This is a genomic window from Streptomyces uncialis (assembly GCF_036250755.1).
In the GTDB taxonomy this organism is placed as follows: Bacteria; Actinomycetota; Actinomycetes; order Streptomycetales; family Streptomycetaceae; genus Streptomyces; species Streptomyces uncialis.
In genome coordinates, this window is the sequence record NZ_CP109583.1 from 6,250,616 (window position 1) to 6,274,859 (window position 24,244).

21 protein-coding genes are annotated in these 24,244 nt (G+C 71.4%); 6 read left to right on the top strand and 15 right to left on the bottom strand.

Annotated elements, in window-relative coordinates; translation table 11 throughout:
* Positions 1-33 precede the first annotated feature (33 nt).
* The 11 genes from OG711_RS26085 to OG711_RS26135 form a co-directional block, all read right to left on the bottom strand.
* Positions 34-1,506, bottom strand: coding sequence for a protein phosphatase 2C domain-containing protein (locus tag OG711_RS26085; protein ID WP_329560759.1), 1,473 nt, complete (start codon positions 1,504-1,506; stop codon positions 34-36).
* A 3-nt stretch (positions 1,507-1,509) separates the two neighbouring features.
* Complete coding sequence (locus OG711_RS26090; protein WP_329560762.1) at positions 1,510-4,215, bottom strand: serine/threonine-protein kinase; 2,706 nt, start codon at positions 4,213-4,215, stop codon at positions 1,510-1,512.
* The gene (locus tag OG711_RS26095) at positions 4,212-5,540 is read right to left on the bottom strand and encodes a hypothetical protein (RefSeq protein WP_073793760.1); all 1,329 of its coding nucleotides are present in this window, start codon (positions 5,538-5,540) and stop codon (positions 4,212-4,214) included. Before OG711_RS26095 ends, OG711_RS26090 begins: the two co-directional genes overlap by 4 nt.
* Before the next feature lie 187 nt (positions 5,541-5,727).
* The gene (locus tag OG711_RS26100; RefSeq protein ID WP_073793759.1) at positions 5,728-6,702 is read right to left on the bottom strand and encodes a glutamate ABC transporter substrate-binding protein; all 975 of its coding nucleotides are present in this window, start codon (positions 6,700-6,702) and stop codon (positions 5,728-5,730) included.
* A 14-nt stretch (positions 6,703-6,716) separates the two neighbouring features.
* Positions 6,717-8,189, bottom strand: a complete 1,473-nt coding sequence (locus OG711_RS26105) for a hypothetical protein (RefSeq protein ID WP_073793758.1) — start codon at positions 8,187-8,189, stop codon at positions 6,717-6,719.
* A 1,038-nt stretch (positions 8,190-9,227) separates the two neighbouring features.
* A complete protein-coding gene (locus tag OG711_RS26110; protein ID WP_073794348.1) occupies positions 9,228-10,241 on the bottom strand; it encodes an N-acetylglucosamine kinase in 1,014 nt (337 codons plus the stop codon).
* Entirely contained in the window at positions 10,238-11,503 is a 1,266-nt protein-coding gene (locus OG711_RS26115) for a 6-phospho-beta-glucosidase (RefSeq protein ID WP_329560766.1), read from the bottom strand. The genes OG711_RS26110 and OG711_RS26115 overlap by 4 nt, the downstream gene beginning before the upstream one ends.
* Before the next feature lie 8 nt (positions 11,504-11,511).
* Complete coding sequence (locus OG711_RS26120) at positions 11,512-12,426, bottom strand: carbohydrate ABC transporter permease (RefSeq protein ID WP_073793756.1); 915 nt, start codon at positions 12,424-12,426, stop codon at positions 11,512-11,514.
* A gap of 3 nt (positions 12,427-12,429) precedes the next feature.
* Positions 12,430-13,374: a carbohydrate ABC transporter permease gene (locus tag OG711_RS26125; protein ID WP_073793755.1), complete on the bottom strand. Its 945-nt coding sequence runs from the start codon at positions 13,372-13,374 to the stop codon at positions 12,430-12,432.
* Between the two features lie 2 nt (positions 13,375-13,376).
* Positions 13,377-14,717, bottom strand: a complete 1,341-nt coding sequence (locus tag OG711_RS26130; RefSeq protein WP_073793754.1) for an ABC transporter substrate-binding protein — start codon at positions 14,715-14,717, stop codon at positions 13,377-13,379.
* A 326-nt stretch (positions 14,718-15,043) separates the two neighbouring features.
* A complete protein-coding gene (locus OG711_RS26135) occupies positions 15,044-16,300 on the bottom strand; it encodes an ROK family transcriptional regulator (RefSeq protein ID WP_329560771.1) in 1,257 nt (418 codons plus the stop codon).
* Between the two features lie 1,105 nt (positions 16,301-17,405).
* Between OG711_RS26135 and OG711_RS26140 the strand changes: the two genes are divergently transcribed.
* The gene (locus OG711_RS26140) at positions 17,406-17,609 is read left to right on the top strand and encodes a DUF397 domain-containing protein (protein WP_073793752.1); all 204 of its coding nucleotides are present in this window, start codon (positions 17,406-17,408) and stop codon (positions 17,607-17,609) included.
* A gap of 87 nt (positions 17,610-17,696) precedes the next feature.
* On the opposite strand, the gene OG711_RS26145 is transcribed toward OG711_RS26140, so the two are convergent.
* The 3 genes from OG711_RS26145 to OG711_RS26155 all read right to left on the bottom strand — a co-directional run bounded on the left by OG711_RS26145 (position 17,697) and on the right by OG711_RS26155 (position 18,514).
* A complete protein-coding gene (locus OG711_RS26145; RefSeq protein ID WP_178391170.1) occupies positions 17,697-17,864 on the bottom strand; it encodes a hypothetical protein in 168 nt (55 codons plus the stop codon).
* Between the two features lie 99 nt (positions 17,865-17,963).
* Positions 17,964-18,326, bottom strand: coding sequence for a hypothetical protein (locus tag OG711_RS26150; RefSeq protein WP_329560775.1), 363 nt, complete (start codon positions 18,324-18,326; stop codon positions 17,964-17,966).
* A complete protein-coding gene (locus tag OG711_RS26155) occupies positions 18,323-18,514 on the bottom strand; it encodes a hypothetical protein (protein WP_329560776.1) in 192 nt (63 codons plus the stop codon). The genes OG711_RS26150 and OG711_RS26155 overlap by 4 nt, the downstream gene beginning before the upstream one ends.
* A 376-nt stretch (positions 18,515-18,890) precedes the next feature.
* Here OG711_RS26155 and OG711_RS26160 point away from each other — a divergent pair, with 376 nt between their 5' ends.
* From OG711_RS26160 to OG711_RS26175, 4 genes are all read left to right on the top strand, one after another.
* Complete coding sequence (locus OG711_RS26160; protein ID WP_329560778.1) at positions 18,891-19,715, top strand: helix-turn-helix domain-containing protein; 825 nt, start codon at positions 18,891-18,893, stop codon at positions 19,713-19,715.
* Positions 19,712-19,921 (top strand): DUF397 domain-containing protein, encoded by a 210-nt coding sequence (locus OG711_RS26165; RefSeq protein WP_073793749.1) that lies wholly within the window; start codon positions 19,712-19,714, stop codon positions 19,919-19,921. The genes OG711_RS26160 and OG711_RS26165 overlap by 4 nt, the downstream gene beginning before the upstream one ends.
* Positions 19,922-20,045: 124 nt before the next feature.
* Entirely contained in the window at positions 20,046-21,089 is a 1,044-nt protein-coding gene (locus tag OG711_RS26170) for a DNA polymerase III subunit beta family protein (protein ID WP_329560780.1), read from the top strand.
* Positions 21,086-21,730, top strand: coding sequence for a hypothetical protein (locus OG711_RS26175; protein WP_329560782.1), 645 nt, complete (start codon positions 21,086-21,088; stop codon positions 21,728-21,730). The genes OG711_RS26170 and OG711_RS26175 overlap by 4 nt, the downstream gene beginning before the upstream one ends.
* Positions 21,731-21,739: 9 nt before the next feature.
* Here the strand turns inward: OG711_RS26175 and OG711_RS26180 are convergent, their stop codons facing one another.
* Positions 21,740-22,801 (bottom strand): mechanosensitive ion channel family protein, encoded by a 1,062-nt coding sequence (locus OG711_RS26180; RefSeq protein WP_266515603.1) that lies wholly within the window; start codon positions 22,799-22,801, stop codon positions 21,740-21,742.
* A 434-nt stretch (positions 22,802-23,235) separates the two neighbouring features.
* On the opposite strand from OG711_RS26180, the gene OG711_RS26185 reads away from it, so the two are divergent.
* Positions 23,236-23,772, top strand: coding sequence for an HNH endonuclease (locus OG711_RS26185; protein ID WP_073793747.1), 537 nt, complete (start codon positions 23,236-23,238; stop codon positions 23,770-23,772).
* Positions 23,773-24,244: the final 472 nt, after the last annotated feature.

The window sequence follows — 24,244 nt, forward strand, 5'->3', positions numbered from 1 at the left end:
TGTCATCGACTCCGGTGACGGTGGCCCCCCCGGTCACGGACCGCCGGTGGCCGTCCGCTCCGCCGCCGCGCCCCAGGCCGATCCTGCCCCTTGCCCGGGGACCGGGAACGGAACCAGGGCCACTGTTACGTTGTCGTGGCCCCCGCCGTCCAGGGCGTGTCCGACCATCGTCCGGGCCGCCTGGAGCGGCCGGTCCGCCGCGTCCACCGGCAGCACCGAGGCCATCTCGTCCGCCGACTCGGCGTAGTTCCACAGACCGTCGGTGCACACCACGACGATCCCGGGCCGGTCCGGTTTGAACGACACGGTGTGGGGCTCCAGTTCGTACGCGTCGGCGCCGAGCCAGCCCGTGATGGCGTGGGCGCGCTCGTCGGCGTACGCCTCGGCCTCGCTCATCAGGCCCGCCGCGACCATCTGCGCCGCCCAGGAGTCGTCCTCGGTGAGCCGCGCCGACGGGCCCTCGCGGTCGATCGGCACCCAGTAGGCGCGGCTGTCGCCGACCCAGCCGATGATCAGCAGGTCCTTGGCGACGATCGCGCCCACCAGGGTGCACGCGGGCGCGTTCTGGTGGGCGGCGTGCTCCTGGTCCGCGCCGCCGTCCCCGGCCAGCGCGTTGACCGCCTCGGACGCGGCCAGGATCGCCTCGTGCATGGCCGCCTGCGGATGCGTCCCGAGGGCCAGCAGATCGAGGACGCGGGCGCTCGCCGCGCGGGACGCCGCGAGTGACGCCTCGTCGGGACGGCTCGCCGACGACACCCCGTCGCACACGATCGCCACCACGGCCGGGGAGCCGTCGGGCAGCGTGGCGGGGGAGACGGCGTACGCGTCCTCGTTGCGGTGATGGCGCAGCCCCCGGTCGCTGACCGCCGCGAGGGTGTCCAACGACGTCTCCATATGGTCGCGTTCCCTCGGCTGGGCCTTGCCGCAGTGCTCGCAGTAGTCGTCCAGGGCCACTCGGCCCACCCCGCAGAAGACACAGGTGCGGGGGCTCGCGCCGGTCCCCGCGGGCGGCTGCGCGGCGGGCTCGTGCCCCGGGTCCTCACCGGTGGGCGTCCCCGCTTCCGGTGCCTCGGGGGCCTCGCCGGCGGGACGGGCCCGGGGGTCGGGGGCGGGCAGCGGGTAGTCGCCGGTGCCGGTGGGGCTTTCGGACGGGTCGTCCGTGCGGTAGCGCGGGCCGGTGCCGTCGGACGCGGGCTCTCCCGGGGGGAGTTCGCCGCCGCCGGACGTGGTGCCCGGGAGATCGGTCGCCAGATGCACCGGCGCGGGGGTGTCCGCGCTGTCCACCTCCGGCGCGGTGGGCCACCGCACCGCGCCCGCCGGGGCACCCGGGACGGCGCCCACGGCCCCGGGGCTCTGCATCGCGATGGTCGGATGGTCCTCCTGGCCGGTCCCGTCCGGCGACACACCGCGACCGCAGAACCCGCAGAACCGGTCACCCGGCTCCAACGGCTCCGCACACCTGGGGCACCGGGAACCGGCTGCCGACTCGGGCTGCTCCGACGACATCAATCACACCCATGTCCGGGGGCGGAAACGGTTGGCACGTTCCACCAGTTCGATCCTCTCCTCGCCGCCCCGCGCGAGCCGCGCCAGCGTGCGGTACGACCGTTCGAGCCCGAACCGCAGCCCGCGCTCGTCGAGCTCACTGCCGAGCAGCGCGGTACGGCCACCCGCGGCGCCCGCGGGGGCGGACCCCCGGCCACCGGAGAGTACCCAGTCCAGCGCCGTGCCCAGTACCTCGGCCGACAGCCGCTCCCGCCGGACCGCGTCGAGACCGAAGCCCTCCAGCGCCTCCACCTGGCCCGCCGCGGCCGTCAGATCGTCCAGCAGCGGCTCGTCCGGCCCCGCGCCGGGGCGCCCCCGCAGCCGGGCGCGGACCGCCGCCACCCGGGCCGCCGTGTAGTGGATCGAGGACTCCGGCACCGACTCCAGCGCCCGGACGGCGCCCCCCCGGTCACCCGCCGCGAGCCGCACCCGGGCCAGCCCGAACGCCGCCGAGACATAGCTCGGGTCGGTCGTCCACACCAGCCGGTAGTACTCGGCGGCGTTGTCCAGCTGACCCAGCACCTCCGCGCACACCCCGAGCGCCAGCTTGGGCGCGGGCTCGCCGGGGAACGCGTCGTACACCGCGTCGAAGGACAGCGCCGCCGTCTCGTGGTCGCCCGCCGCGAGCGAGCCGATACCCCGGTACCAGACGACCCGCCAGTCGTCGGCGTGGTCCCGCTCCAGCGCGGCCAGCGCCCGCCCGGCCCCCGCCTCGCCCATCTCCAGCAGGGCCCGCAGCTCCCGCAGCCGCAGCTCCAGCGACGTCCCCGGCGCGGATCGCAGCGCGCCGATCAGCTCGGCGGGCGCCGAGGTCGCCATCAGACCGGCGAGGAAACCGGCGTTGGGGTCGTGCGGGTCGACATGCGGCACGGGCAGCGCCAGCGCCGCCGCGGTCGCCCCCAGCGGAAGAACCGGCGTGCCGGTTCGCGCCGGGCCGGGGGCGAGGGCGGCGGGGGAGGACGGCCCGCCGCCGGTCCCGGGCGCCCCGCCCTGATGCGGGACGGTGGCCGCGCCGGGGGTACCGGCGACCGGGACGGCTCCCGTGGCGCCGGGTCCGCCGTTCGACGGTACGGGGGCGGCCAGGGCGGCGGGCCCGGGTGCGCCGGGCAGCGCCGTACCGCCGGGCAACGGGCCGCCGGGCAGCGCCGTACCGCCGGGTGTGCCGGGGACGGCCCTCCGGCCGCGCGCTCCGCCCGAGGTCCGCTCGCCCAGCAGCGACACCTCCACCCCGGCCGTCCCGAACAGCACGGTGTCCGTGACCTTCAGCTCCGGGCCGAACAGCGTGGACAGCGCGGGCTTGGGGCGGCCCGTCTGGACGGCGACGACCTCCCGCAGCACACCCGTCAGCTGCTCCGCCATCTCCTGCGCGGACGCGAACCGGCGCGCCGGGTCCGGGTCGGTGGCCCGTACCAGCAGCCGGTAGAACGACTCGTACGTCCGGAAGACCTCGATGTTCTCCGGATCGGGCAGGGAGTCCACGAACACATTCGTGTAGCCCTGGAAGTCGAACGTCAGCACCGCGAGCGTCCGCGCCACCGTGTACAGGTCCGACGCCACCGACGGACCCACGTCCGCGACCTCCGGGGCCTGGTACCCCACCGTCCCGAAGATGGCCGACTCCTCGTCGTCGGTACGCCGTACCGCGCCCATGTCGATCAGCTTCAGCTGGTCCTCGGTCTGGATGGCGTTGTCGACCTTGAAGTCGCAGTACAGCAGATTGCGGCTGTGCAGATGCCCGAGCGCCTCCAGCGCCTCGATGCCGTACGCGCACGCCTGCTCCACCGGCAGCGGGTCGCGCTTGCCGGTGGGGGTCCGCCGCTCGTTGGCGATCTCCTTCAGCGACTTGCCGCCGACGTACTCCATGACGATGTACCCGTCCAGCGAGCCGGTGCGCTGGTCGAGATGCTCGACGAAGTTGTAGATCCGGACGATGTTCGCGTGCTCGATCTCGGCGAGGAACCTGCGCTCCGATATCGCCGCCGCCATCGCGTCCTGGTCACCCGTGTCCAGCAGACCCTTCAGCACCACCCAGCGGTCCGCCACCGCGCGGTCTATCGCCAGATAGATCCAGCCGAGCCCGCCGTGCGCCAGACAGCCCATCACCTCGTACTGCCCGCGCACGATGTCCCCGCCGCGCAGCTTCGGCACGAACGAGTACGGATGGCCGCACTTGGTGCAGAACCCCTCCGTACGTCCCTCCCGCTCGCCGCGCGAACGGCCCACCGGCGCCCCGCAGTCCGAACGCGAGCAGAACCGCTTGCGCTCCGGGACCTCCGGGTTGTCCAGCACCATCACACGCGGATCGGGACGCGGCACCCCCGGCACCTCGACCAGGCCCGCGCCGAGCCGCCCCCGGCTCGTCGCCGACGCCGCCGCGCCGGAACTGCGCACCGACACCGACCGGGCCGTCAACCGCCCCGACACCGACCGCGACAGCCGCCCGGACACCGAACGGCGCGACGCCGACGACCGCGACGAGGTACGGGACGACGCCCGGGAACCACGGGTCGACGTACTGCGCGAACCCCGGGTGCCGCCCGTGCCACGGCTGCCGGACCCGCCCGGCGCGACCACCGGGGCCAGACCGCAGGTGCCGCAGTACAGCTCACCGCCGCCCATGTCCTCGTACAGGCCCTCGCATTCGGGCCGCTGGCATGTCGTCTCGGTCATCGCTCCCCCCTCCGGTCCATGGGACCGCTCTGCTCGGGCACCGCGGGCACCAGCACCTCGGCCGCCGCCCGCTGATAACGCAGCACCGCCGACTCCGCCGCCCGCAGATCGCACGGCGCGCTCCACAGCATCCGGCGCGCCACGTCGTACCGCTCGATGAGCAGCGGGTCCTCCGCCATGCCGTGCCGTGCCACCTTCGCCTTGTACGCGTCCAGCCTGCCCCGCAGCTCCGCGCGGACCGCGAGCGGGGCCGTCACCGCCGTGAGCGACTCACGCGCCCGCAGCAACTCGTCCTCCGCGCGCCGCTCCAGCGCCTCCAGCAGCGGCGACAGCCGGTGCCACTGCCCATGGCGACGGTACTCCGCCGCCGTCGACACCTGCTCCTGGAGGGCCGTGGAGGGACCCGACACGGCCGGGACCTCCGAAGCCGCGATCTTCGCCAGCACCTCCCCGCGCGCGGAACGGGCCTCCGCGAGCGTACGGTCCGCGCGGGACAGGATGTCCCGCAGCCGCATCAGCCGTGACTCCGCGTCCTGACGCACCGTCAGCACCGCGTCGATCTCGCGCCGCACCTCGTCCAGGGCGCGGGCCTCCCGGTCGTACCGCTCGGTGTCCGGACGGCCGCCGCCGGGCGCCGAACTCCCGCGCGCGGGGCGCCAGAACTCCAGCGGGTCCGACACGACCTGCTCCCGCAGCGCCGTCAGCGTGCGGGTGATGCGCTCCAGATCGTCGCCCGAGGGATGCTCACCGGGCCGCACCCCCACCGAGTGGGCGAGCCCGCGGGTGCGCTGGAGCTCCGCCGCCAGCAGATCGATCCGCGCGGGCAGCGCCGACCACACCGCGTCCGCCGCGACCACCACGTCCAGCGAGGCCGCGTACAGGTCGTTCATCCGGGAGACCAGGTCCTCCAGGGTGAAACTGCTGCTCAGCTTCGCCGGGCCCGTGATCGCCGGCATCGGCTGCCCGCCCGGGACGGGCTGCCCGCCGGGCACGGTGACGCTCTCCCCGCGCAGCAGCTCCGTGAGCCGCGTCAGATCCTCCTGGTTCGACCAGCGCCTGCGGGCCCGCAGCTCGCGCGCCGACCGCAGCACCTCCGTGTAGCGGTCGAAGTACGTCCACAGCAGGGTGATCGCGCCGTCCGTCACGGCCCACCGCTCCTGGGTGACACCGGTCAGCCGGGCGCCTTCGAGGAGCCTGCGGCCCGCGTGGTCCTGAAGCGCGAGGAGCGAGGTCTCGATCGCCTCGTGCTCCGCGCCGAGCCGCGCCAGCGCACGGTCCACCTCGTCCCGGTCCATCACCGGACCAGCGGGACCCGTGCCGCCCATCGATCACCTCGCCGTTCTCCGTGCCGCTCCGGGGACCGGGTCCGGTCCGCCGCCGTCCTGCCCTGCGGTGCTCTGCCCTGCGGTGCCCTGTCGTGCCCGGCCGTCGTGGTGCTCAGCCCTCGTGGTGCCGGGCCCTGCCGCCCATGTCCGGCCGTGCGGTCGGTGTCCGGCGGGCCGGTGCCCCCGCTCAGTCGCGGTACTGCGGCTCGGGCGGCTTCCCGCCCTTGCCGAGGTCCTCCGCCAGCCAGTCGTCGTACGACTCCTGCCAGTCGCCCCGCCGGTAGTCCACCAGCACCTGGTTGACCCGGCGGACCAGATCGTCCGCGCCCTTCTTCATCGCGACGCCGTAGTACTCGGTGTTGTACGGCTTGCCCTTCAGCTCGACGGTCGGGTCCTGCGCCGCCTGACCCGCCGCCAGCGCGCTGTCGGTCACCACCGCGTCGACCTCACCGAGCTGGAGCCGCACCAGGCAGTCCAGCTGGTTGGGCACCGTCACCGAGATGTCCGCGCCGAAGCTCCGCTTCTTGAGTTCCGTCTCGGCCGTGGAGCCCGTCGCCGAGCAGACCCGCTTGCCGGCCAGCGTGCCGTTGAAGCCGGTGATCGGCGAGGTACGCGGAGCGAAGACCTGCACCCCCGTCTTGAAGTAGGCCGTCGAGAAGTCGACTTCCTTGAGGCGCTCGCAGGTGATCGTCATCGTCCGCACGATCATGTCGACATGCCCGTCCTTGAGGGCGGGTATCCGCTGGTTCGTCGGAATGGCCCGGTACTGGACCGTACCGCCCTCGGGGAGTATCGCGTCGGCTATCGCCCGCGCCAGATCGATGTCGAACCCCTCAAGGCTGCCGCTCTCCTTGTTCGGGTCGCGGTAGCCCCAGCGGTAGCTGTTCTGGTCCACGCCGATCACCAGCCGGCCCCGCTCGCGGATCTCGGACACCGTGGGCCCGGCGTTCGACGTCGAGGGCCGCAGGCTCGACGCCTCCGGCTTGCAGTCCGCCGCCTTCGTCCGGATGACGTCGGCCACCCCCGTGCCGCCCAGCGCGGGGGCACCGCTCCCGCCGCCGCGGGTCACCGGCAGCAGGACGAAGAGCGCCGTCAGCACACAGGCCACCGCCATCGCGGCGACCCCGCCCCAGCCCCGCAGGCTCACGCGTCGCGCACGCATCGTCGCGTCCCCTCTCACCGGTACTCCGAAAGCCTGCGGCCGATACCCAGCAGCGCGCCGGCGGCGGCCAGCACCGCGCCCGCGGCCGAACCCGGCGCCAGGCCCGTCATCGCGCCCCGGCCGCTCTCGGCCGCCTTCTCGAACTCGCCCCGCTCGTGCGTGAGCGCCTTGTCCAGCGCGGCGTCGACCGCGTCGAAGCACTCGCCCGTGGACTTGTCGTCCCCCGTGCCGATGATCTTGTTCAACGCGCCCTGGTAGTCCCCCGCGTCGTCCCGCTCACGGGCCACGTCATGACGCTTCTGCCATTCCTTCATCGCGTCCGTCGCGTCCGACACCGGGGTACTGCCGTCCGTGTCGTCCGCGAGCTCCGACGCCTGCGCCAGCAGACCCGGTGTGCCCGCGGAACCGGCGAGCAAACCCATCTGCTCGTCGAACGCCACATCGAACTTGTCGACCTGGTCGTCGCCGACCTTCACCGTCTCCGCGCCCCGGCTCACCAGCGTCAGGTTCTCGTTGCCCCGCGCCTTCAACGACGCGATACGGGCGTCGTTCAGCACGTTCAGCGAGCGTACGCCGTGCTCGTAGGAGTCGTTGAGCCCCGAGCGCGCCACGGTGTGGCCGACGGCCAGCCACAGCACCACCACCGTGGACGCCGCGGTCGCCCCGAGCAGCCCGTGGTTGAACACCCGGTTCGTGCGCCGGTAGTTGCGGCGCTGCGCCCAGCCCAGCGCGCCGAGCGCCACCACGCCGAGGGCCAGCGCCACCCACGGATAGGGCGTCGCGCTGTCGTAGTCCGTCCGCAGGCGCGTGTTCTCGCCCTTGTACAGCTTCTCCGCCGCCGGAAGCATCTCCGTCTGCATCTTCTCGTTGGCGTACCGCAGATAGGCGCCTCCGAGGGGAAGGCCCTGGCGGTTGCTCGCGCGGGCGCGCTCCACCAGACCCGTGTACTGCGGGAGCAGCCGGTTCAGCTCGGCGATCGCCGCGGCCGACGCGGAGCCGGGCTCCGCGCTGGTCGCCGCCGTGGCCAGCTTCTCCGACGCCGTCTCGATGTCCTGCCGGTAGCGCCGGGTCACCTCCTGCGGCTCCTGGCCGCCCGCGAGGAATCCGCTGGACGCCGCGGTGTTGGCGTCCGCCAGCGAGCGGTACACCGCCGCCGCGTCCCGGGTGAGGGGCTGGCTGCGCTTCAGCACGTGGTCCGCGGCGGTCGCGCGGTCCGTCATCTGCCAGGCCGTGACCCCGCCGAACGCGAGTACGAGCGCCGCGAGCACGGCGCCGATGATCCTGAGCCTGCCGGGCTCCGTCGTCGCCGCAGCGCGCAGCCGGTCCACGCCTTCGGCCCACGCCGTGCGGGGCGGCGGGGGCGGCGGGGCGCCGGGCGGGGGTGGCTGCGTCGTCGGTACGGGCGGCTGGGCGCCGGGCTGTACGGTGCCGTTCGGCTGCGCGCCTCGGCTCGGCGTCTGCGTCAATGCGACCTCCCCCGTGGTCATCCGTGTGCGTTTCCTCGCGTGTGCGGTGCGGCAAGTATCGCGGTGCGAGCGGTGCCGCGCACCGGCATTGACTCGATCTTGTGCCCCCCTTGGTGAATACGTCCCCCAGCCCCCATCGGTTCCACGAGGTCGCCTTCGCTTGCGCCTTTGAGGTCCGTCCGGCGGGACGCACTTGTCCCTGTGCGGGTCGTCCCGGGTCTGTCCGGCTGGGCGAACTTCGTTCCTGTGCCGTCGCTCGGTGGTTTCGCGCAGTTCCCCGCGGGTCGCCTTCGCTTGCGCTTCTGAGGTCCGTCCGGCGGGGCGAACTTCGTTCCTGTGCCGTCGCTCGTCGTTTTTGCGCAGTTCCCCGCGCCCCTGTCGGGGCGCCTTCTGCCGGTTCTTTGGGTCGGTGCCGGTCGGGATTCTCCGTCCTCGATCCGACACGCTCGGTACGACGTGACCTTGCCCGACTGAAGAGCATCGGAGTCTGCGAGCAGAGATTCCCGCCCACCCCCTCCCGTAGCCGGGCGAGTCCGCGAGGAGGGTGGTTGAACCCCGGCCCCGGGCTGATGCCGGCCCGCACCCTGACGACAGCCCCAGGTGGGCGCCCCCAAAGGGGCGCGGGGAACTGCGCGAAGACGAGGACGGCCCCGCACCCGAAGAGCGACCGCAAGGGGGCAGCATCCAGGGGCGCGGGGAACTGCGCGAGCAACCAGGGGCCATCCGCACCCGAACGGGAACCGTAAGGGGCGCGACCTCAGGGGCGCGAGGAACTGCGCACCCCCGGACGTACCTGCACGGGAACAGGTACGCCCAGGTGTGGAACCCCAGGGGCGCGGGGAACTGCGCGAGCAACCAGGGGCCATCCGCACCCGAACGGGAACCGTAAGGGGCGCGACCTCAGGGGCGCGAGGAACTGCGCACCCCACGAGCGACCTGTACTGGGACAAGTGCGTCCAGCACAGGAGACCCAGCGGCGCGAGCGAAGGCGACCCGCGGGGAACTGCGCACCCCACGAGCGACCCGCACGGGGACAAGTGCGTCCAGCCCAGGGACCGGTCAGGGCGCCCCAGGTGTGAAGTGCTGGCGGACACGTGTGAACGCCTCCGCCTCCGCCCGGACATGGTCCAGCCCCAGCAGCGCAGCGCCCAGCACGGGCCGCGCGGAGACCACCTGCGCGACCGCCTTCGGCGCCCGCGCCGCGAGCCGCTCCCGCACCCCCTCGTCCAACTGCGGATGCCGCGCGGCCAGCACCCCGCCCCCGAGCACCACGGGCACCACCTCGTCCAGCAGCTCCAGCCGCCCCAGCGCCACCACGGCCATGCTCACCACCTCGTCGGCGAGCCGGTCCACCAGGGACCGGGCCACCGCGTCCCCCTCCAGCGCCGTCGCGAACAGCACGGGCGTCAACTCGTGCCACCGCGCGAAGGGGATGTGCCCGAGATGCAGCGCCTCGATCAGCGCGGGCATCGAGTCCAGCCCGAAGTGCGCCGGCACCGTACGGGCCAGCGCGCTCGGCGCGCCCCGTCCGTCCTCGGCGCGCGCCGCGTGCCACAGCGACTCCTCCGCGAGCCCGAAGCCGCCGCCCCAGTCCCCGGAGATCTTGCCGATCGCGGGGAACCGCGCGGTCCGCCCGTCGGGCCGCATCCCCACGCAGTTGATGCCCGCGCCGCAGACCACGGCCACCCCGAGGGGTTCGGTGACCCCGGCCCGCAGGATGGCGAACGTGTCGTTGCGGACGTCCACACTGCCCCGCTCGCTCCAGCCCCGGCGGCGCAGCGCCTCGGCGAGCTGGGCCTCCTCGACCGGGAGGTCCGCGTTGGCGAGGCACGCCGACACATGGCCGACGGAGTCGGTCCCGGCCTCGGCGAGCGCGGCCCGTACCGCCACGGCGAGGACGTCGACCGCCGCCTCCACCCCGACCTTCGGCGGCTGGAACCCGCCGCCGCGGCCGGTCCCGGCGACGGTGCCGTCCGCCAGGACCACCGCGACGTCGGTCTTGCTGTTGCCCGCGTCGATCGCGAGCACCGCGGCCCCGGCGGGGGGCGGCGGTCCGGGCACGGAGCCGGTCATGCCCACGTGAGGTGCTCCCGGTTGTGGCTGATCAGTTCGCCGGTGAGGGCTTCCGCGTACTCGTACTGGCCGATCAGCGGATGGGACAGCAGCGCCTTGAACACCCGGTCACGGCCCCCGCGCAGCGCGGCGTCCAGTGCCAGGTCCTCGTACGTGGTGACGTTCGCGATCAGCCCCGCGTACAGCGGGTCCAGCTTCGGCACCGGCAGCGGGCTCGCGCCGTCCCGGCCGACGGACGCCTGCACCTCGATCACCGCGTCGTCCGGGAGGAACGGCAGGGTGCCGCGGTTGAGGGTGTTGACCACCTGGTACGGGCTGCCGCCGCCGGCGAGCAGCGCGGCGGCGAGGTCCACGGCGGCCTCCGAGTAGAAGGCGCCGCCCCGCTTGGCGAGCAGCGCGGGCTTCTCGTCCAGCGCGGGGTCCCCGTACATCGCGAGGAGTTCCTTCTCCATCGCGGCGACCTCGGCGGCCCGGGACGGCTTGGTGCCCAGTTCCCGGACGACCTCGTCGTGCGCGTAGAAGTAGCGCAGGTAGTACGAGGGCACCACGCCGAGCCGGTCGAGGAGCGGGCGGGGCAGGCTGAGCGAGGAGGCGATGGCGTCGCCGTGGTCCGCGATCAGCCGGGGCAGCACGTCCTCGCCCTGGGGTCCGCCGAGGCGTACCCCGGTCTCCCAGGTGAGGTGGTTGAGCCCCACATGGTCGAGGTGGACCTGGCCCGGGGTGACGTCCAGCATCGCGGCGAAGCGGCGCTGGAAGCCGATGGCGACGTTGCACAGCCCGACGGCCTTGTGCCCGGCGCTCAGCAGAGCCCGGGTCACGATGCCGACCGGGTTGGTGAAGTCGATGATCCAGGCGTCCGGGTTGGTGCGCCGGACGCGCTCGGCGATGTCGAGGACCACCGGCACGGTCCGCAGCGCCTTGGCGAGGCCGCCCGCCCCGGTGGTCTCCTGGCCGACGCAGCCGCAGGTCAGCGGCCATGTCTCATCGTCGTTGCGGGCGGCCTGGCCGCCGACGCGCAGTTGCAGCAGGACCGCGTCGGCGCCCTCGACGCCCGCGTCGAGATCACCGGTCGTGGTGATGACGCCGGGGTGGTCCTGCTTGGCGAAGATCCGCCGGGCGAGTCCGCCGACCAGCTCCAGCCGGTCGGCGGCCGGGTCGACGAGGACGAGTTCCTCGATGGGGAGGGTGTCCCGCAAGCGCGCGAACCCGTCGATGAGTTCCGGGGTGTAGGTCGATCCTCCGCCGACCACGGTGAGCTTCATCAGTTGTTCTAGCCCTTCACTCCAGTGAGCGTGACACCCTCGACGAACGCCTTCTGGGCGAAGAAGAAGACGAGGATGACCGGTGCCATGACCAGCACGGTCGCGGCCATGGTCAGGTTCCAGTTGGTGTGGTGCGCGCCCTTGAAGGACTCCAGTCCGTAACTGAGGGTCCAGGCGGCGGGGTTGTCGGACGCGTAGATCTGTGGTCCGAAGTAGTCGTTCCAGGCGTAGAAGAACTGGAACAGGGCGACCGCGGCGATGCCCGGCTTGGCCATCGGCAGGACGACCCGCAGCAGGGTCCGCAGCTCCCCGCAGCCGTCGACCCGTGCCGCGTCCAGGTACTCGTCCGGGATCGTCAGCAGGAACTGGCGCAGCAGGAAGATCGAGAACGCGTCGCCGAAGGCCATCGGGATGATCAGCGGCCAGAGCGATCCCGACATGTCCATCTGCTTCGCCCAGAACAGGTACATCGGGATGATGATGACCTGCGGTGGCAGCATCATCATCGAGATGACCAGCATGAGAGACAGCCTGCGGCCCCGGAAGCGGAACTTGGCGAGCGCGTAAGCCACCGGGATCGAGGAGACCACCGACAGCACGGTCCCGAGGCCCGCGTAGAGCAGCGTGTTGCGCCACCAGGTGAGGAAGCCGGGGGTCTCCCACACGGTGAGGTAGTTGTCGAACTTCCAGTCCCGCGGCCACAGATCGCGGGTGAGTGCCTGCTGGTCGCTCATCAGCGAGGTCAGCAGCACGAAGACGAACGGCAGCAGGAAGAACAGGGCCGCCGCCACGCCGAGCGAGTGCACGGCTATCCAGTGCAGCAGGGCCTTGCGGCGGGCGGTGCGCTGGGCGGGTGTGACGGGTCGGGACGCGGGCCGTGCGGTGGGCACGGCCGGGTTCTTCTTCTCGGTCGGCTGGGCCATGGTTCAGTCACCTGTCCCGATGAGGCCGCCGCGGCGCCGCATGAGCAGTGCGGTGAACGCCATGGCGAGGACGAACAGGACGAGCGCCCCCGCACAGGCGGTGCCGTAGTCGAAGCGCTGGAAGCCGACGTTGTAGACCAGCTGGGGCAGGGTGAGCGTCGACGCCTCCGGATAGCCGGGCTCGAACGGCTGGCCGGACCCGCCCATGCGCCCGGAGGCGACCTTGGCGGCGACGATCGGCTGGGTGTAGTACTGCATCGCCGCGATCACACCGGTCACCACCGCGAACAGGATGATCGGGGAGATGTTCGGCAGCGTGACGAACCGGAACCGCTGGAAGCGGGAGGCGCCGTCCAGTTCAGCCGCCTCGTACTGCTCCTTCGGCACGTCGAGCAGGGCGGCCATGAAGATGACCATGAGGTCGCCGATGCCCCACACGGCCAGCACGGTCAGCGCGGGCTTGGACCAGTCCGCGTCGTTGAACCAGCTGGGCGCGGAGATCCCCACCGACTCCAGGACGGAGTTGACGGGGCCGGTCCCCGGGTTGAGCAGGAACACGAACGCCAGCGTCGCCGCGACCGGCGGGGCGAGGTAGGGCAGGTAGAACAGGGTCCGGAAGACTCCTGTACCCGACTTGATCTTGGTGATCAGCATGCCGATGGCCAGCCCGAAGGTGACCCGGCAGGTGACCATCACCAGGACCAGCCACAAGGTGTTCTGCATCGCGGGCCAGAACTTCGGGAAGTCGTTGAAGAGGTACGACCAGTTGTCGAACCCGTTCCAGGTCGGCGGCGTGAAGCCGTCGTACTGCATGAACGAGAAGTAGACGGTCGACACGAGCGGGTACGCGAAGAAGACCGCGAACCCGATCAGCCAGGGCGAGAGGAAGGCCAGCGTACGAAGCGCCGATTTCCGGCGCTTCGCACGCAGCGTGTACTGGGTGGCCACGGTTACCGGGTGACCTTCGCGAGGTCCGTGTCGATCTGCCGCGCGGTCTTCTCCAGACCGGCCTTCAGGTCCTTCACCTTGCCGGCCTCGAACTGGTAGCCGAAGTCCTGGAGCGTGTTCTGATAGCCGATCCCGTCGACCGCGCCGGGCGAGGTGTTCGACTTGGGGTGCTTGGCGATGTCCAGGAACGTCTTGAACCGCGGGTCCAGCTTCAGATCCGGGGAGTCCAGGGCGGCCAGGGTGGACGGGACGTTCTTGATCCCGTTCGCGAACTGCACGACCGCGTCCGTGTCGGTCGTCATGTACTTCATCAGCTTCCAGGCCGCGTTCTTCTTCTTGCTCTGCGGCGCGATGCCCATGATCGTGCCCGACAGATAGCCCTTGCCGTAGTCGGCCGCCTCGTCGTCCGCGACGGGCAGCGGCGCCACCCCGATCTCGAAGCCGGGATCGGTCGCCTCGGCCATCCCGAGCCGCCACTCACCGTCGAGCTGCATGGAGACCTGCCCCAGATGGAACGGGTGCTCCGCCGCCCATTCGTCGCCGAAGGTGGTGCGGTACTTCTCCAGCTTCTTGAAGCCGCCGAGTTCGTCGACCATCTTCTTCTGGAACGTGTACATCTCGGCGAAAGACGGGTCCTTGGCGATGTTGGACTTGCCGTTCGCGTCGAAGTACGCGTGGTCCCACTGCGACATGTAGTGCGAGACGACCGTCTCGTAGCCGTGGTAGTTCGGCATGAACCCCAGGGTCTCGTAACTGTCGCCCTTGGTCTTCGTCAGCTTCTTGGCGACAGCGAGGAACTCGCTCCAGGTCCTGGGCGGCGCCTTGATCCCGGCCTTCTTGAACTCGTCCTTGTTGTAGTAGAGGCCGTACGCGTCCGAGAGCAGCGGCAGCGCGCAGCGCTTGCCCTCGAACTGCGTGTACTCCAGGAGCACCTTCGAGAAGGTCTTCTCCAGGTCGACCTTGTCCTTCTCGATGAACGGCGCGAGATCCGTGAAGGCCCCCGACGAGCAGAACTTGCCGATGTTCGCGGTGGTGAACGAGGACACCACATCGGGCCCCTTGGAACCGCCCGCGCGCAAAGCCTGGTTCAGCTTGTCGTCGTTGATCCCGCCGACGACCTTCACCTTGATGTTCGGGTGGGCGTCCTCGAAGCGGCCGATGTTCTCCTTGATCGCCTTCACCTCGGACGGCGCGGTCCAGCCGTGCCAGAAGGTGATGCTGGTGTCCTGGGACGCGTCGTCGTCGGCGCCCGTGTCGGACTGGCCCGTACAGGCCGTGGCGAACAGGGCTATCGAGGTGGTCACGGCGAGCGCGGTCGCTGTCTTCCGGCGGAGTCCGGGCATGACGGTGTCTCCCTTGCGCGGGTCGGGACGAACGGGACGAGGTGCGTGCGCCGTACGGGACGGGTGGTGCGGGCGGTGCGGGGGCGGTGCGGTGCGTGCGCGTTCCGTACGGCGGTGCCGGGCCCGGCCGACCTTGCGGGGGTGTTGTGGTGCGGTTGCCGGCCGGGCGGGGTCGGCCTTGCTGGGCTGAGCTGGGTCGAGCTGAACCTTGCTGGGCCTTGCGGGTTGTACGGGTTGTGCGGCTTGTACGGCTTGTGCGGGTTGCGCTGGGGGTGGTCGTGCGGTGGGACGGCGGTGCGAGTACTGCTTTGTGGTGCGGGTGGGGTCTAGGGGGCGCGGGAGGTGTCGAAGACCTCGTCGCGGGTGGCCGCGAGCGCGCTCTCCAGGGCGCCGCGCAGTACGGGGTGTCCGGTGACCTCGCCGAGGACCAGCTTCGGCCGGGACGCGGCCAGGTCGTCGAGCTCGGCCTGGACCAGTGCGCGCAGGGGCTCACCGCCCGCCGCGAGCACCGTGCCGCTGAGCACGATGAGTTCGGGGTCGAGCACCGAGACGAGCGAGGCCAGCCCGGTCGCGAGCCCGGTGGCGTACGTACGCAGCAGTTCCTGGTACGGACCGCCCTGCCCGCCGGTGTGCCGGGAGGCCTCGGGGTCCGCGAGGTGTTCGGCGGCGCGCCGGATCAGGGCCGCGGCGACCTCGGGGTGGGGGCCCTGGGGTACCGGGGTGATCCCGAGGGACCGGGCGAGTCTGCCGACGACCTGGGCGCCCGCGAGTTCCTGGTAGCCGCCGCTGTTGACCCGGGTGACCTGGCGCATCAGCGGGGTGCCGGGCACGGGCAGGAACCCGACCTCGCCCGCGCCGCCGGTCCAGCCCCGGTGCAGCCGTCCGCCGAGGACCAGGGCGGCGCCGAGTCCGTCCTCGTTCCACAGCAGGACGAAGTCGTCGTGGCCGCGGGCCGCGCCGAGCCGCTGTTCGGCGACGGCCGCGAGGTTCACGTCGTTCTCGTACCCGACCGGCAGCGGCAGGGCCGCGGCGAGGTCGTCGAGCAGGGTGGGGGAGTGCCAGCCCGGCAGATGCGAGGCGTAGCGCAGTCGGCCGGTGTTCGGGTCGAACGCGCCCGGGGTGCCGATCACCAGGCGGTGCAGGTCCGCGCGGACGAGTCCGGCGGCCGTCAGCGCGCCGTCCAGCGCCTCCGTGACCAGGTCCACCACGGGTCGGGTGGCGTGGCGGCCCGGGGTGCGCAGGGCGGACTCACCGACCACGCGGCCGGTGATGTCCGCGACGGCGGCGCGGATGCCCTCGGGCCTGACGTCCAGGCCCGCCGCGTGGGCCGCGGTCGGGTCGACCGCGTAGAGCTGGGCGTTGGGGCCCGGCCGGCCTTCCGTGGTGCCGGTGGCGCGGACCAGTCCCGCCGTCTCCAGGCGGGCCAGGAGCTGGGACGCGGTCGGCTTGGAGAGGCCGGTGAGCTTCCCGATCCTGGTACGGGACAGGGGGCCTTCGGCCAGGAGGAGGTCCAGGGCCGCGCGGTCGTTCATCGCGCGGAGGACGCGGGGGGTGCCCGGGGTGCCGGTCGGACCCGTCGTCATGCCGGACTCTCACCTGCCTTTCCCTGTCGGGGGCGGCCACTGTTAGGAAACTTTCCTGTCTGATGCAGGAAAGTAGGGCGTGCGCCCCCGGGCCGTCAAGGGTTCGGCCCGCGTTGGCCATTACGGTGCGCCTTCGCTTGCGCTTCGTAGGTCTGTCCGGCTGGACGTACTTGTTGCCTGTGCCGTCGCTCGTGGGGTGCGCGGTTCCCTGCGGGCCGCCTTCGCTTGCGCTTCCCAGGTCTGTCCGGCTGGGCGCACTTGTCCCTGTGCCGTCGCTCGGTGGGTGCGCAGTCCCCCGCGGGTCGCCTTCGCTTGCGCTTCGTAGGTCTGTCCGGCTGGGCGCACTTGTCCCTGTGCCGTCGCTCGTGGGGTGCGCAGTTCCCCGCGCCCCTGGGTGCTGCCCTCTTGCGGTCGCTCTTCGGGTGCGGGCCGGTTCTCGTCTTTTGCGCAGTTCCCCGCGCCCCTTTGGGGCGCACCCGGCTTGTTCTTCGGGTCGGTGCCGGTCGGGATTCTCCGTCCTCGCTCCAACGCGCTCGGTACGGACGTTCAGTGGCCGTACTGGTGGCGTCGGAGTCTGCGGGCAGAGATTCCCGCCCACCCCCTCCCGCAGCAGGGCGAGTGCACGGGGAGGGGGGCTGGTGCGGCGGGTCAGGGTCTGTCGGGCGGTCATTGGGCTGTGGGAGGATGCCGCGCGTGATTCGCATGCGAAGGGGCCGTGCCTCGTAGAACACCAGCTTCACTTCGGGCACGGGAGCGTGGCTGGGGAGGACCCTGGGTGCGGTATCGCGATGTCCCAGGTCTGTCGGGAGCGGCGAATGCCGCCGTCCGTGTCCTTGAACGGAAGCGATTGTCCCCGGGCATCGTGTCGGTCGCGCTGAGCGTGTGGTCCGTGCGCGTCCACGGCACCGAGCGCCGGTGGAGGCGTTGGGAGGCCGAGTTCACCGGCGAAGGGTGGTCGGTTCCCTCGCTTGCGCAAGGGAACGTCCGGTCGCTGTGCACCGCTTGGCGCAAATCTTCGGCGCGGCGTTGTCATTGGATGGCAGACGGCGATCTCGACGACCCGCTCCATCAGGAAAACAGCTTTGGAAAGGAAGGGACTGAAGCGATGACTGCTGCGAGCTCGTCTCCTACGGGCTGGATGGCCTCCAGCTACAGCACCAACGGGGGCAACTGCGTCCAGTGGGCCCCCGGCCACGCGGCCGTGCACGGGGTCGTGCCTGTTCGGGACAGCAAGGTGGCCGCCGGGCCCGTGCTCATGGTGAGTATTGAGGGGTGGGCCGGGTTGGTCTGTCTTGCGCGGCGGGTCTGAGTCGTTGCCGCGTCCCGTTCGGTGATCGGAGAAGGGGCTCACTCCCCGGGGTGGGCCCCTTTGCTGTCTGCCTGGGACGGGGGACGGTCATGTGCTTTCGTGCTCTTCGCCGTAGGTGATGTCCAGCTCTGCGGTAAGGGCCTCGGCCAGTTGGAGGGTCTGGGCCCGGTCGATGATCACTTGGCGGAGTGAGCTGAGGCCGCGGAGCTGGGAGAGGTCGTTGCCTCGTAGGTCCAGGCCCGTACGGGTGCTCATCGCGGTGCCCTTCATCTTTGTGTGAGGCGCGAACGTGCTGATCGCGTGGGGTGCTGCGGGCGGATAGCGTGGCACTCTCTGCTGCCGCGCGGCTGTGGGCTAGAACTTGAGATCGAACGGGCTCTCGACGGCCCAGGAGCACGGTCCCGGGTGCGCACCGAACAGGAGGCATGGTTCGTCGTTGAGCTCGGACGGGCAGGCGCCTGCCCTCTCCACCCTGACGGCGCCACCCGCAGGGTTCCATCGGGCCCATACCTGGACGTGCGAGTCCTCCTGGTGCAGGAGGTACGCCGCACACGGGACGCCGCGTGGGTGTGCGGCCAGTTCGCAGCTCGTCACTTCCTCCTCCAGCCGGGAGTGATAGCGGTCGAGGTGTTCCGCGTGGCAGCGGATGTCCTCGGTGATGACCAGAGGCTCAAGGCAACGGGGGCGCTTTCCACGGAGTCGATGCGCGCCCTTCATTTGTCGACCTCGCGCTGGTCGCAGAGGCCGCAGGGGAAGGGGCACTTCGGGGGGTCCGCGCCGCGTGGGAGGTACACCACCCCGGTTTCGGGGTCCTGCGCGCCCCCGTACTCCGTCCACCACCCTGTCGGGCTGTTCTCGTACGGGGTTCCGGCGAACGGGTCCGGCTCGGGGCGGGTGTTCACCATGGCCTCCCGGGTTCGGCCCCGTGACGCCGGCCGTTGATCTCGCGTACCCGCGCGCGGAGTTCGTGAAGGGCGGGACTGTCGGCGGACTCTTCTGGCTGCCGGTCGGGGCACTTGGTGTGCCCGCACCGGCAGGGCGGCCATGTGAGCGCGTGACTCGCCGGCGGGTCGGCACCCTCGAAGGCGGTGCTCCGTACCTGGGGATTCGCGTTGTCGGTCGTGGCTGGGTCTTCATGGCCGTGGGTGAACGGATGCATGGTGATGGCCTTTGCGGGACTTCTTCGGTGTTCGGATCGACACCCAGAGTGACCGGATCGGCGTACCCTTAGGAAGGGGAAAACGGTTTCCAAACCATGTGGAAAACAAGGGAGTTGAACGCATGAGCGAAGGGATGGAAGCTCCTGCGAACGGCCTTGAGTGGTTCGGGCGCGAGGTAGCGGAAGCATTGCGGCACAAGGGGGCCACACAGCGGCAGCTGGCGTCGTTCGTCGGATACAAGGAGCCGTATGTGTCCAAGGTGAAGAACGGCAGACAGCTCCCGTCCCCGCTGTTCGCGGATCGGTGCGATGCCTACTTCAACACGTCGGGATGGTTCACCCGCCTTCTCGTCCGGGTGGGTGAACAGGGGCATCCGGAGTGGTTCATCCCGTACGTGCGTCTTGAGGAGAAGGCCACTCAAGTGCAGGACTTCTCGCCGATCCTGGTGATGGGTCCCCTTCAGACACCGGAGTACGCGGAGGCTCTGTTTCGCGCTGCTCATCCCCGTGCGGGGGATGCGCAGATCCGGGAGAAGGTAGGCGCTCGGTTGGCCCGCAGAGCGGTGTTGGAGCGGCCTGATCCGCCTCTACTGTGGGTCGTGTTGGACGAGGCTTGCTTGTGGCGGGAGGTCGGGGGACGCGAAGTGATGCACCAGCAGCTTGAACACCTCGTCAAGGATTCGGAAGACGCCAATGTGACGCTTCAGGTCCTGCCGTTCGATTCTGGTGCGCCACCTGCCGCAGACGCGTTCACGTTGCTCGTGTTCGATCAGGACGGGTCGAGCCCCGTTGTCTACACGGAGGCGATGGGGCTGGGCCGCGTGGTCGACTCCCCGTCCGTCGTGGCTTGCGGGGCGGCTTGGTTCGAGCGGCTTCGCGCAGACGCACTGTCGCCGGAAAAGACCCGTAGCTTGCTACGGGACAGGGCTAAGGAGTACGCAAGATGAGTCATCAGGTTCCAGCCATACGTTGGGTCAGGTCCAGCTACAGCAGTGGTGAAGGTGGCCAGTGCGTGGAATGGGCCCCCGGCCACGCGGCCGTGCACGGGGTCGTGCCTGTTCGGGACAGCAAGGTGGCCGCCGGGCCCGTGCTCATGGTGGGCGTCGAGGGGTGGGCCGGGTTGGTCGGGCTTGCGCGGCGGGCTGATGTCTGAGGCGTCGCCGCGTCTTGTTCTGTGATCGGAGAAGGGCTCGCCCACCGGGGTGGGTCCTTCTTCTGTTGCTGTGGGTTGACCTTCGGGTTGGTGGAAGGGGGACTGTGGGGGTGTGGATGAGCTGATGAGTATCGGGGTGTTCGGGCGGCGTGTGGGGCTCAGTGCGGGAGCCTTGCGGTTCTACGACGACTGCGGGGTGCTGCGGCCCGCGCGGGTGGACGGGGACACGGGGTACCGCTTCTACGCGGAGGGACAGGTGGAGCGTGCCGTACGGGTGCGGCGGTTGCGGGCGGCCGGGGTGCCGTTGGCCGAGGTGACGGCCGTGCTCGACGGGGACCCGGCGGGTGCCCGCGCGCTGCTGGAGGCGCATGCCCGGCGGATGCGGGAGACGGCCGAGGCGGCTCGTGAGGCCGTGGGGGAGTTGCTGCGGGAGCTGCCGGAGGGCGTCGCCACCGCGCGTGTCGGCGGGGCGGAGTTCGCGAGCGCCGTACGGCAGGTGGTGTCCGCGACAGCGAGCGGGGCCGTGCGGGAGGAGTTCCCCGTACTGGGGTGCGTCCTTGTGGAGGTGGACGGGCCGGAGGTGCGGCTGGTGGCGACGGACCGGTACCGGCTGGCGGTCAGGACGCTGCGGGCGGACGCCGATACGGGCGGCCCGCGCCGTTTCCTGGTCGGGGCGGAGCACGCAGGGGAACTGGCGCGGTGGGCGGTGCGGTGGCCGGAGGTACGGGTCGAGGCAGGGCCGGACGGGGTGCTGTTGCGGGGGCCGGACGGGGCCCGGACCGTGACCGTTCACCCGGGGGAGTACCCGGACTGGCGGGTGGTGCTGGACGGGCTGGGGGCGGTGCGGAACCGGGTCGTCGTGGACCGGACGGAACTGCGCAGCGCCCTCGCCGGGGCGTCGGGGCCGGTCGTCACCCTGTCGGCCGGTGACGGGGGACTCGCGGGGCCGGGCGGGCCCGTACCGCGTGCGCTGTGCGACGGGCCGCCGCTGCGGATCTCGTTCGATCCGGAGGTGCTGCTGGCGGCGGTCGACGCGGGGGTCGGGCCGGACGTCCTGCTGGAGATCCGCTCCGCGACCGGCCCTGTGGCGGTCCGCTCCGCCGACCAGGGCAGTTTCACGACCCTGGTGATGCCCGTCCGTGAGACCTCGGAAGGGGACGGGTCATGAACCCGGGGAACGCGGTGGTGCGGCTGTGCGCCGACGGGATGCGCGCCGAGACCGAGGGGCGCGCCGACGACGCCAGGGAACTGTTCGAACGGGCGTGGGACCTCGCCGCCGACGACTACGAGGCATGTGTCGCCGCGCATTACCTGGCCCGCCATCAGACGAGCCCCGAAGGGGTACTCCGCTGGAACCAGGAGTGCCTCGACCGGGCCGACCGGGTGGGCGACGAACGGGTCACGGGCTTCTATCCGTCGCTGCATCTGAACCTGGGCAGCGCCCACCGGGAGCTGGGGCGGACGGACCTCGCGCGTGAGCAGTTCGTACGCGCCGCCGCGCGGCTGGACGGTCTGCCGCCGGGGGAGTACGCGACGGGGATGCGGTTCGCGGTCGCGGAGGGGCTGCGGGCCACCGGCGGGGCTTTGCCGCGGGACACGGACAGCGGGCTCGGGGAACTGCTGGCGCGGCTGTGCGCGCGGGCGGACCTCAAGGCGCTGGGGATGATCCTGCCCGCCCACCTCGGGGACCTCGGGTCGCGGGACGACCGGGCCCGGCTGGTCACCGCGCTGGGTCTGGTGCACGCGGGCCGGTGGCTGCCCCAGGACGAACAGGAGGCCCTGGGGCGGGTGATCGGCGCGCTCGGCTGAGCGCCCGGGTCACTTGGTGAGGTTCTGCGGCGGTATCGGGGAGGCGGCCATCGACTGCGGCGAGGCGGCGTTCGCGTAGGCGGACGGGGCGGCGACCCCCGCGGTCGGGTCGGCGGGGGCATCGCCTTCCTGCGGTACGGGCAGCCCGCCGACGATACGGATGCCCGCCTCGTCGAACGCCCGCTTGATCCGCCAGCGCAGCTCCCGCTCCACCCCGAGCGACTTGCCCGGCATCGCCTTCGCGGTGACACGGATCACCATTTGGTCCAGCAGCACGCTGTCCAGGCCGAGGATCTCGATGGGGCCCCACAGCTGCTCGTTCCACGGCTCGTCCTTGGCCATCCGCGCACCGACCTCGGCGAGCTTCTCGCGGACCCGGTCCAGGTCCTCGCTGGGCCGTACGGTCACGTCGACACCGGCCGTGGACCAGCCCTGCGAGAGGTTGCCGACCCGCTTGACCTCGCCGTTGCGGACGTACCAGATCTCGCCGTTGTCGCCGCGCAGCTTCGTCACCCGCAGCCCGACCTCGATGACCTCACCGGAGGCCACCCCCGCGTCGATGCTGTCCCCCACCCCGTACTGGTCCTCCAGGATCATGAAGACACCGGACAGGAAGTCCGTGACGAGGTTGCGCGCGCCGAAGCCGATCGCGACGCCCGCGACACCGGCCGACGCCAGCAGCGGGGCCAGATTGATCTGGAACGTGGAGAGGATCATCAGCGCGCCGGTGCCGAGTATCACGAACGACGCCACCGAGCGGAGCACCGAACCGATCGCCTGCGAGCGCTGGCGGCGGCGTTCCACATTGACGAGGAGTCCGCCCAGCGCGGTGCCGTCCACGGCCTGCACGGTGCGGTTCATACGGTCTATCAGCTTGGTGATCGTGCGCCGGATGACCACCCGCAGGACGACCGCGATCAGGATGATCAGCAGTACCCGCAGGCCGATGCTCAGCCAGGTGGACCAGTTCTGCTCGACCCAGCTCGCCGCGTTGGTCGCCGTCTCCGACGCGTCCTCCAGGGTGACGGGACCCGGGTCGGTGTCGGCGGCCGACAGGACGGACAAGAACACGGCAGGTACCTCCAGGCGTAGCGGCCCGCCCGTCTCGGGGCCGAGCGCGAGGCGCACGGAACGGGCAGACCCACCACACTAACGGGGCAGTGCGGGCCGATCTATGTCCGCTTCGTCACGTATCGCGCCTTTGGTGGGGGTGGCCCGCAGGCTTCACCTGGGCGGGAGCGAGCCCTGGCCCCGGCCCCGCTGTGGCCGACCCCACACCGGGCGGCGTGCCCGCCACGGGGCCGCGCGGGGACCGGACCCCGGGCAGGTGGCGAGGGGTGCGGCCACACGGGAACGGACAGCTCGGGCGACGGGTGCGGGGGTACGGGGCAAAACTCCCTCACCCCGTTACCGGGAGGTGGTGGCGCTTCGACCAGGCAAGAGGGGAGACTGAATCAGATCGTCCCGGCGCGAGCCACGCGCCGCCGGCGTACAAGGAGGCATCCGTGCCGCATGTCCTGGTCCTCAACGCGTCGTACGAGCCGCTGGGCGTCGTACCGCTGCGCCGCGCGCTCGTCCTCGTCCTGGAGAACAAGGCGGTCTGCCTGGAGGAATCCGGCGCCTTCATGCACAGTGCGACGGTGACGGTGCCAGCGCCCAGTGTGGTCCGCCTCAAGCGGTTCGTCCGGGTCCCCTATCGGGGGCCCGTTCCTTTGACCCGGCGGGCCCTGTTCGCGCGGGACGGCGGCCGGTGCATGTACTGCGGTGGGGTCGCGACCAGCGTCGACCATGTGATCCCCCGCAGCCGTGGGGGGCAGCACGCGTGGGACAACGTCGTCGCGTCGTGCCGTCGCTGCAATCACGTCAAGGCGGACCGGCATCTGGTGGAGATCGGGTGGCGGCTGCGGCACCAGCCGGCGCCGCCGAGCGGGCTCGCGTGGCGGATCATCGGTACGGGGCATCGTGATCCGCGGTGGCTCCCTTACCTCCAGCCGTACGGGGCGGACGCGGTGATGGCCCGCATCGACGGCGTCTCGGCGTGACGCCTTCGCTTGCGCTTTCCAGGTTTCCCGTGCCGGGAGTACTTGTTCCCGCCCAGGCCGTTCGTGGCTGCGCAGTTCCCCGCGCCCCTTAGGCTGCGCCCCTTGCGGTTCCCCTCCGGCTGCGGGTGGCCCCTGGTTGCTCGCGCAGTTCCCCGCGCCCCTGGATGCTGCCCCCTTGTTCTTGTCCGTCGGGTGCGGGTTGCCCTCGTTTTTGCGCAGTTCCCCGCGCCCCTTTGGGGGCACTCCTCTCCTCGTGCAGTCGCTCGGCTGCGGGAGGGGGTGGGCGGGAATCTCTGCCCGCAGACTCCGATGCTCTTCAGTGGAGCAACTGCACGACTTACCGAGCGTGTCGGATCGAGGACGGAGAATCCCGACCGGCACCGACCCGAAGAACCGACAGAACGCGCCCCAAAGGGGCGCGGGGAACTGCGCAAAACCACCGAGCGACGGCACAGGAACAAGTGCGCCCAGC

Bases quoted from the DNA above. Each gene is read 5' to 3' on its own strand.
- OG711_RS26095 (WP_073793760.1), bottom strand. From the start codon at position 5,540: ATGGGCGGCACGGGTCCCGCTGGTCCGGTGATGGACCGGGACGAGGTG.
- OG711_RS26120 (WP_073793756.1), bottom strand. From the start codon at position 12,426: ATGGCCCAGCCGACCGAGAAGAAGAACCCGGCCGTGCCCACCGCACGG.
- OG711_RS26175 (WP_329560782.1), top strand. From the start codon at position 21,086: ATGAACCCGGGGAACGCGGTGGTGCGGCTGTGCGCCGACGGGATGCGC.
- OG711_RS26090 (WP_329560762.1), bottom strand. From the start codon at position 4,215: ATGACCGAGACGACATGCCAGCGGCCCGAATGCGAGGGCCTGTACGAG.
- OG711_RS26100 (WP_073793759.1), bottom strand. From the start codon at position 6,702: ATGCGTGCGCGACGCGTGAGCCTGCGGGGCTGGGGCGGGGTCGCCGCG.
- OG711_RS26165 (WP_073793749.1), top strand. From the start codon at position 19,712: ATGAGTCATCAGGTTCCAGCCATACGTTGGGTCAGGTCCAGCTACAGC.
- OG711_RS26110 (WP_073794348.1), bottom strand. From the start codon at position 10,241: ATGACCGGCTCCGTGCCCGGACCGCCGCCCCCCGCCGGGGCCGCGGTG.
- OG711_RS26130 (WP_073793754.1), bottom strand. From the start codon at position 14,717: ATGCCCGGACTCCGCCGGAAGACAGCGACCGCGCTCGCCGTGACCACC.
- OG711_RS26150 (WP_329560775.1), bottom strand. From the start codon at position 18,326: ATGAAGGGCGCGCATCGACTCCGTGGAAAGCGCCCCCGTTGCCTTGAG.
- OG711_RS26170 (WP_329560780.1), top strand. From the start codon at position 20,046: ATGAGTATCGGGGTGTTCGGGCGGCGTGTGGGGCTCAGTGCGGGAGCC.
- OG711_RS26145 (WP_178391170.1), bottom strand. From the start codon at position 17,864: ATGAGCACCCGTACGGGCCTGGACCTACGAGGCAACGACCTCTCCCAG.
- OG711_RS26105 (WP_073793758.1), bottom strand. From the start codon at position 8,189: ATGACCACGGGGGAGGTCGCATTGACGCAGACGCCGAGCCGAGGCGCG.
- OG711_RS26155 (WP_329560776.1), bottom strand. From the start codon at position 18,514: ATGGTGAACACCCGCCCCGAGCCGGACCCGTTCGCCGGAACCCCGTAC.
- OG711_RS26085 (WP_329560759.1), bottom strand. From the start codon at position 1,506: ATGTCGTCGGAGCAGCCCGAGTCGGCAGCCGGTTCCCGGTGCCCCAGG.
- OG711_RS26115 (WP_329560766.1), bottom strand. From the start codon at position 11,503: ATGAAGCTCACCGTGGTCGGCGGAGGATCGACCTACACCCCGGAACTC.
- OG711_RS26160 (WP_329560778.1), top strand. From the start codon at position 18,891: ATGAGCGAAGGGATGGAAGCTCCTGCGAACGGCCTTGAGTGGTTCGGG.
- OG711_RS26135 (WP_329560771.1), bottom strand. From the start codon at position 16,300: ATGACGACGGGTCCGACCGGCACCCCGGGCACCCCCCGCGTCCTCCGC.
- OG711_RS26140 (WP_073793752.1), top strand. From the start codon at position 17,406: ATGACTGCTGCGAGCTCGTCTCCTACGGGCTGGATGGCCTCCAGCTAC.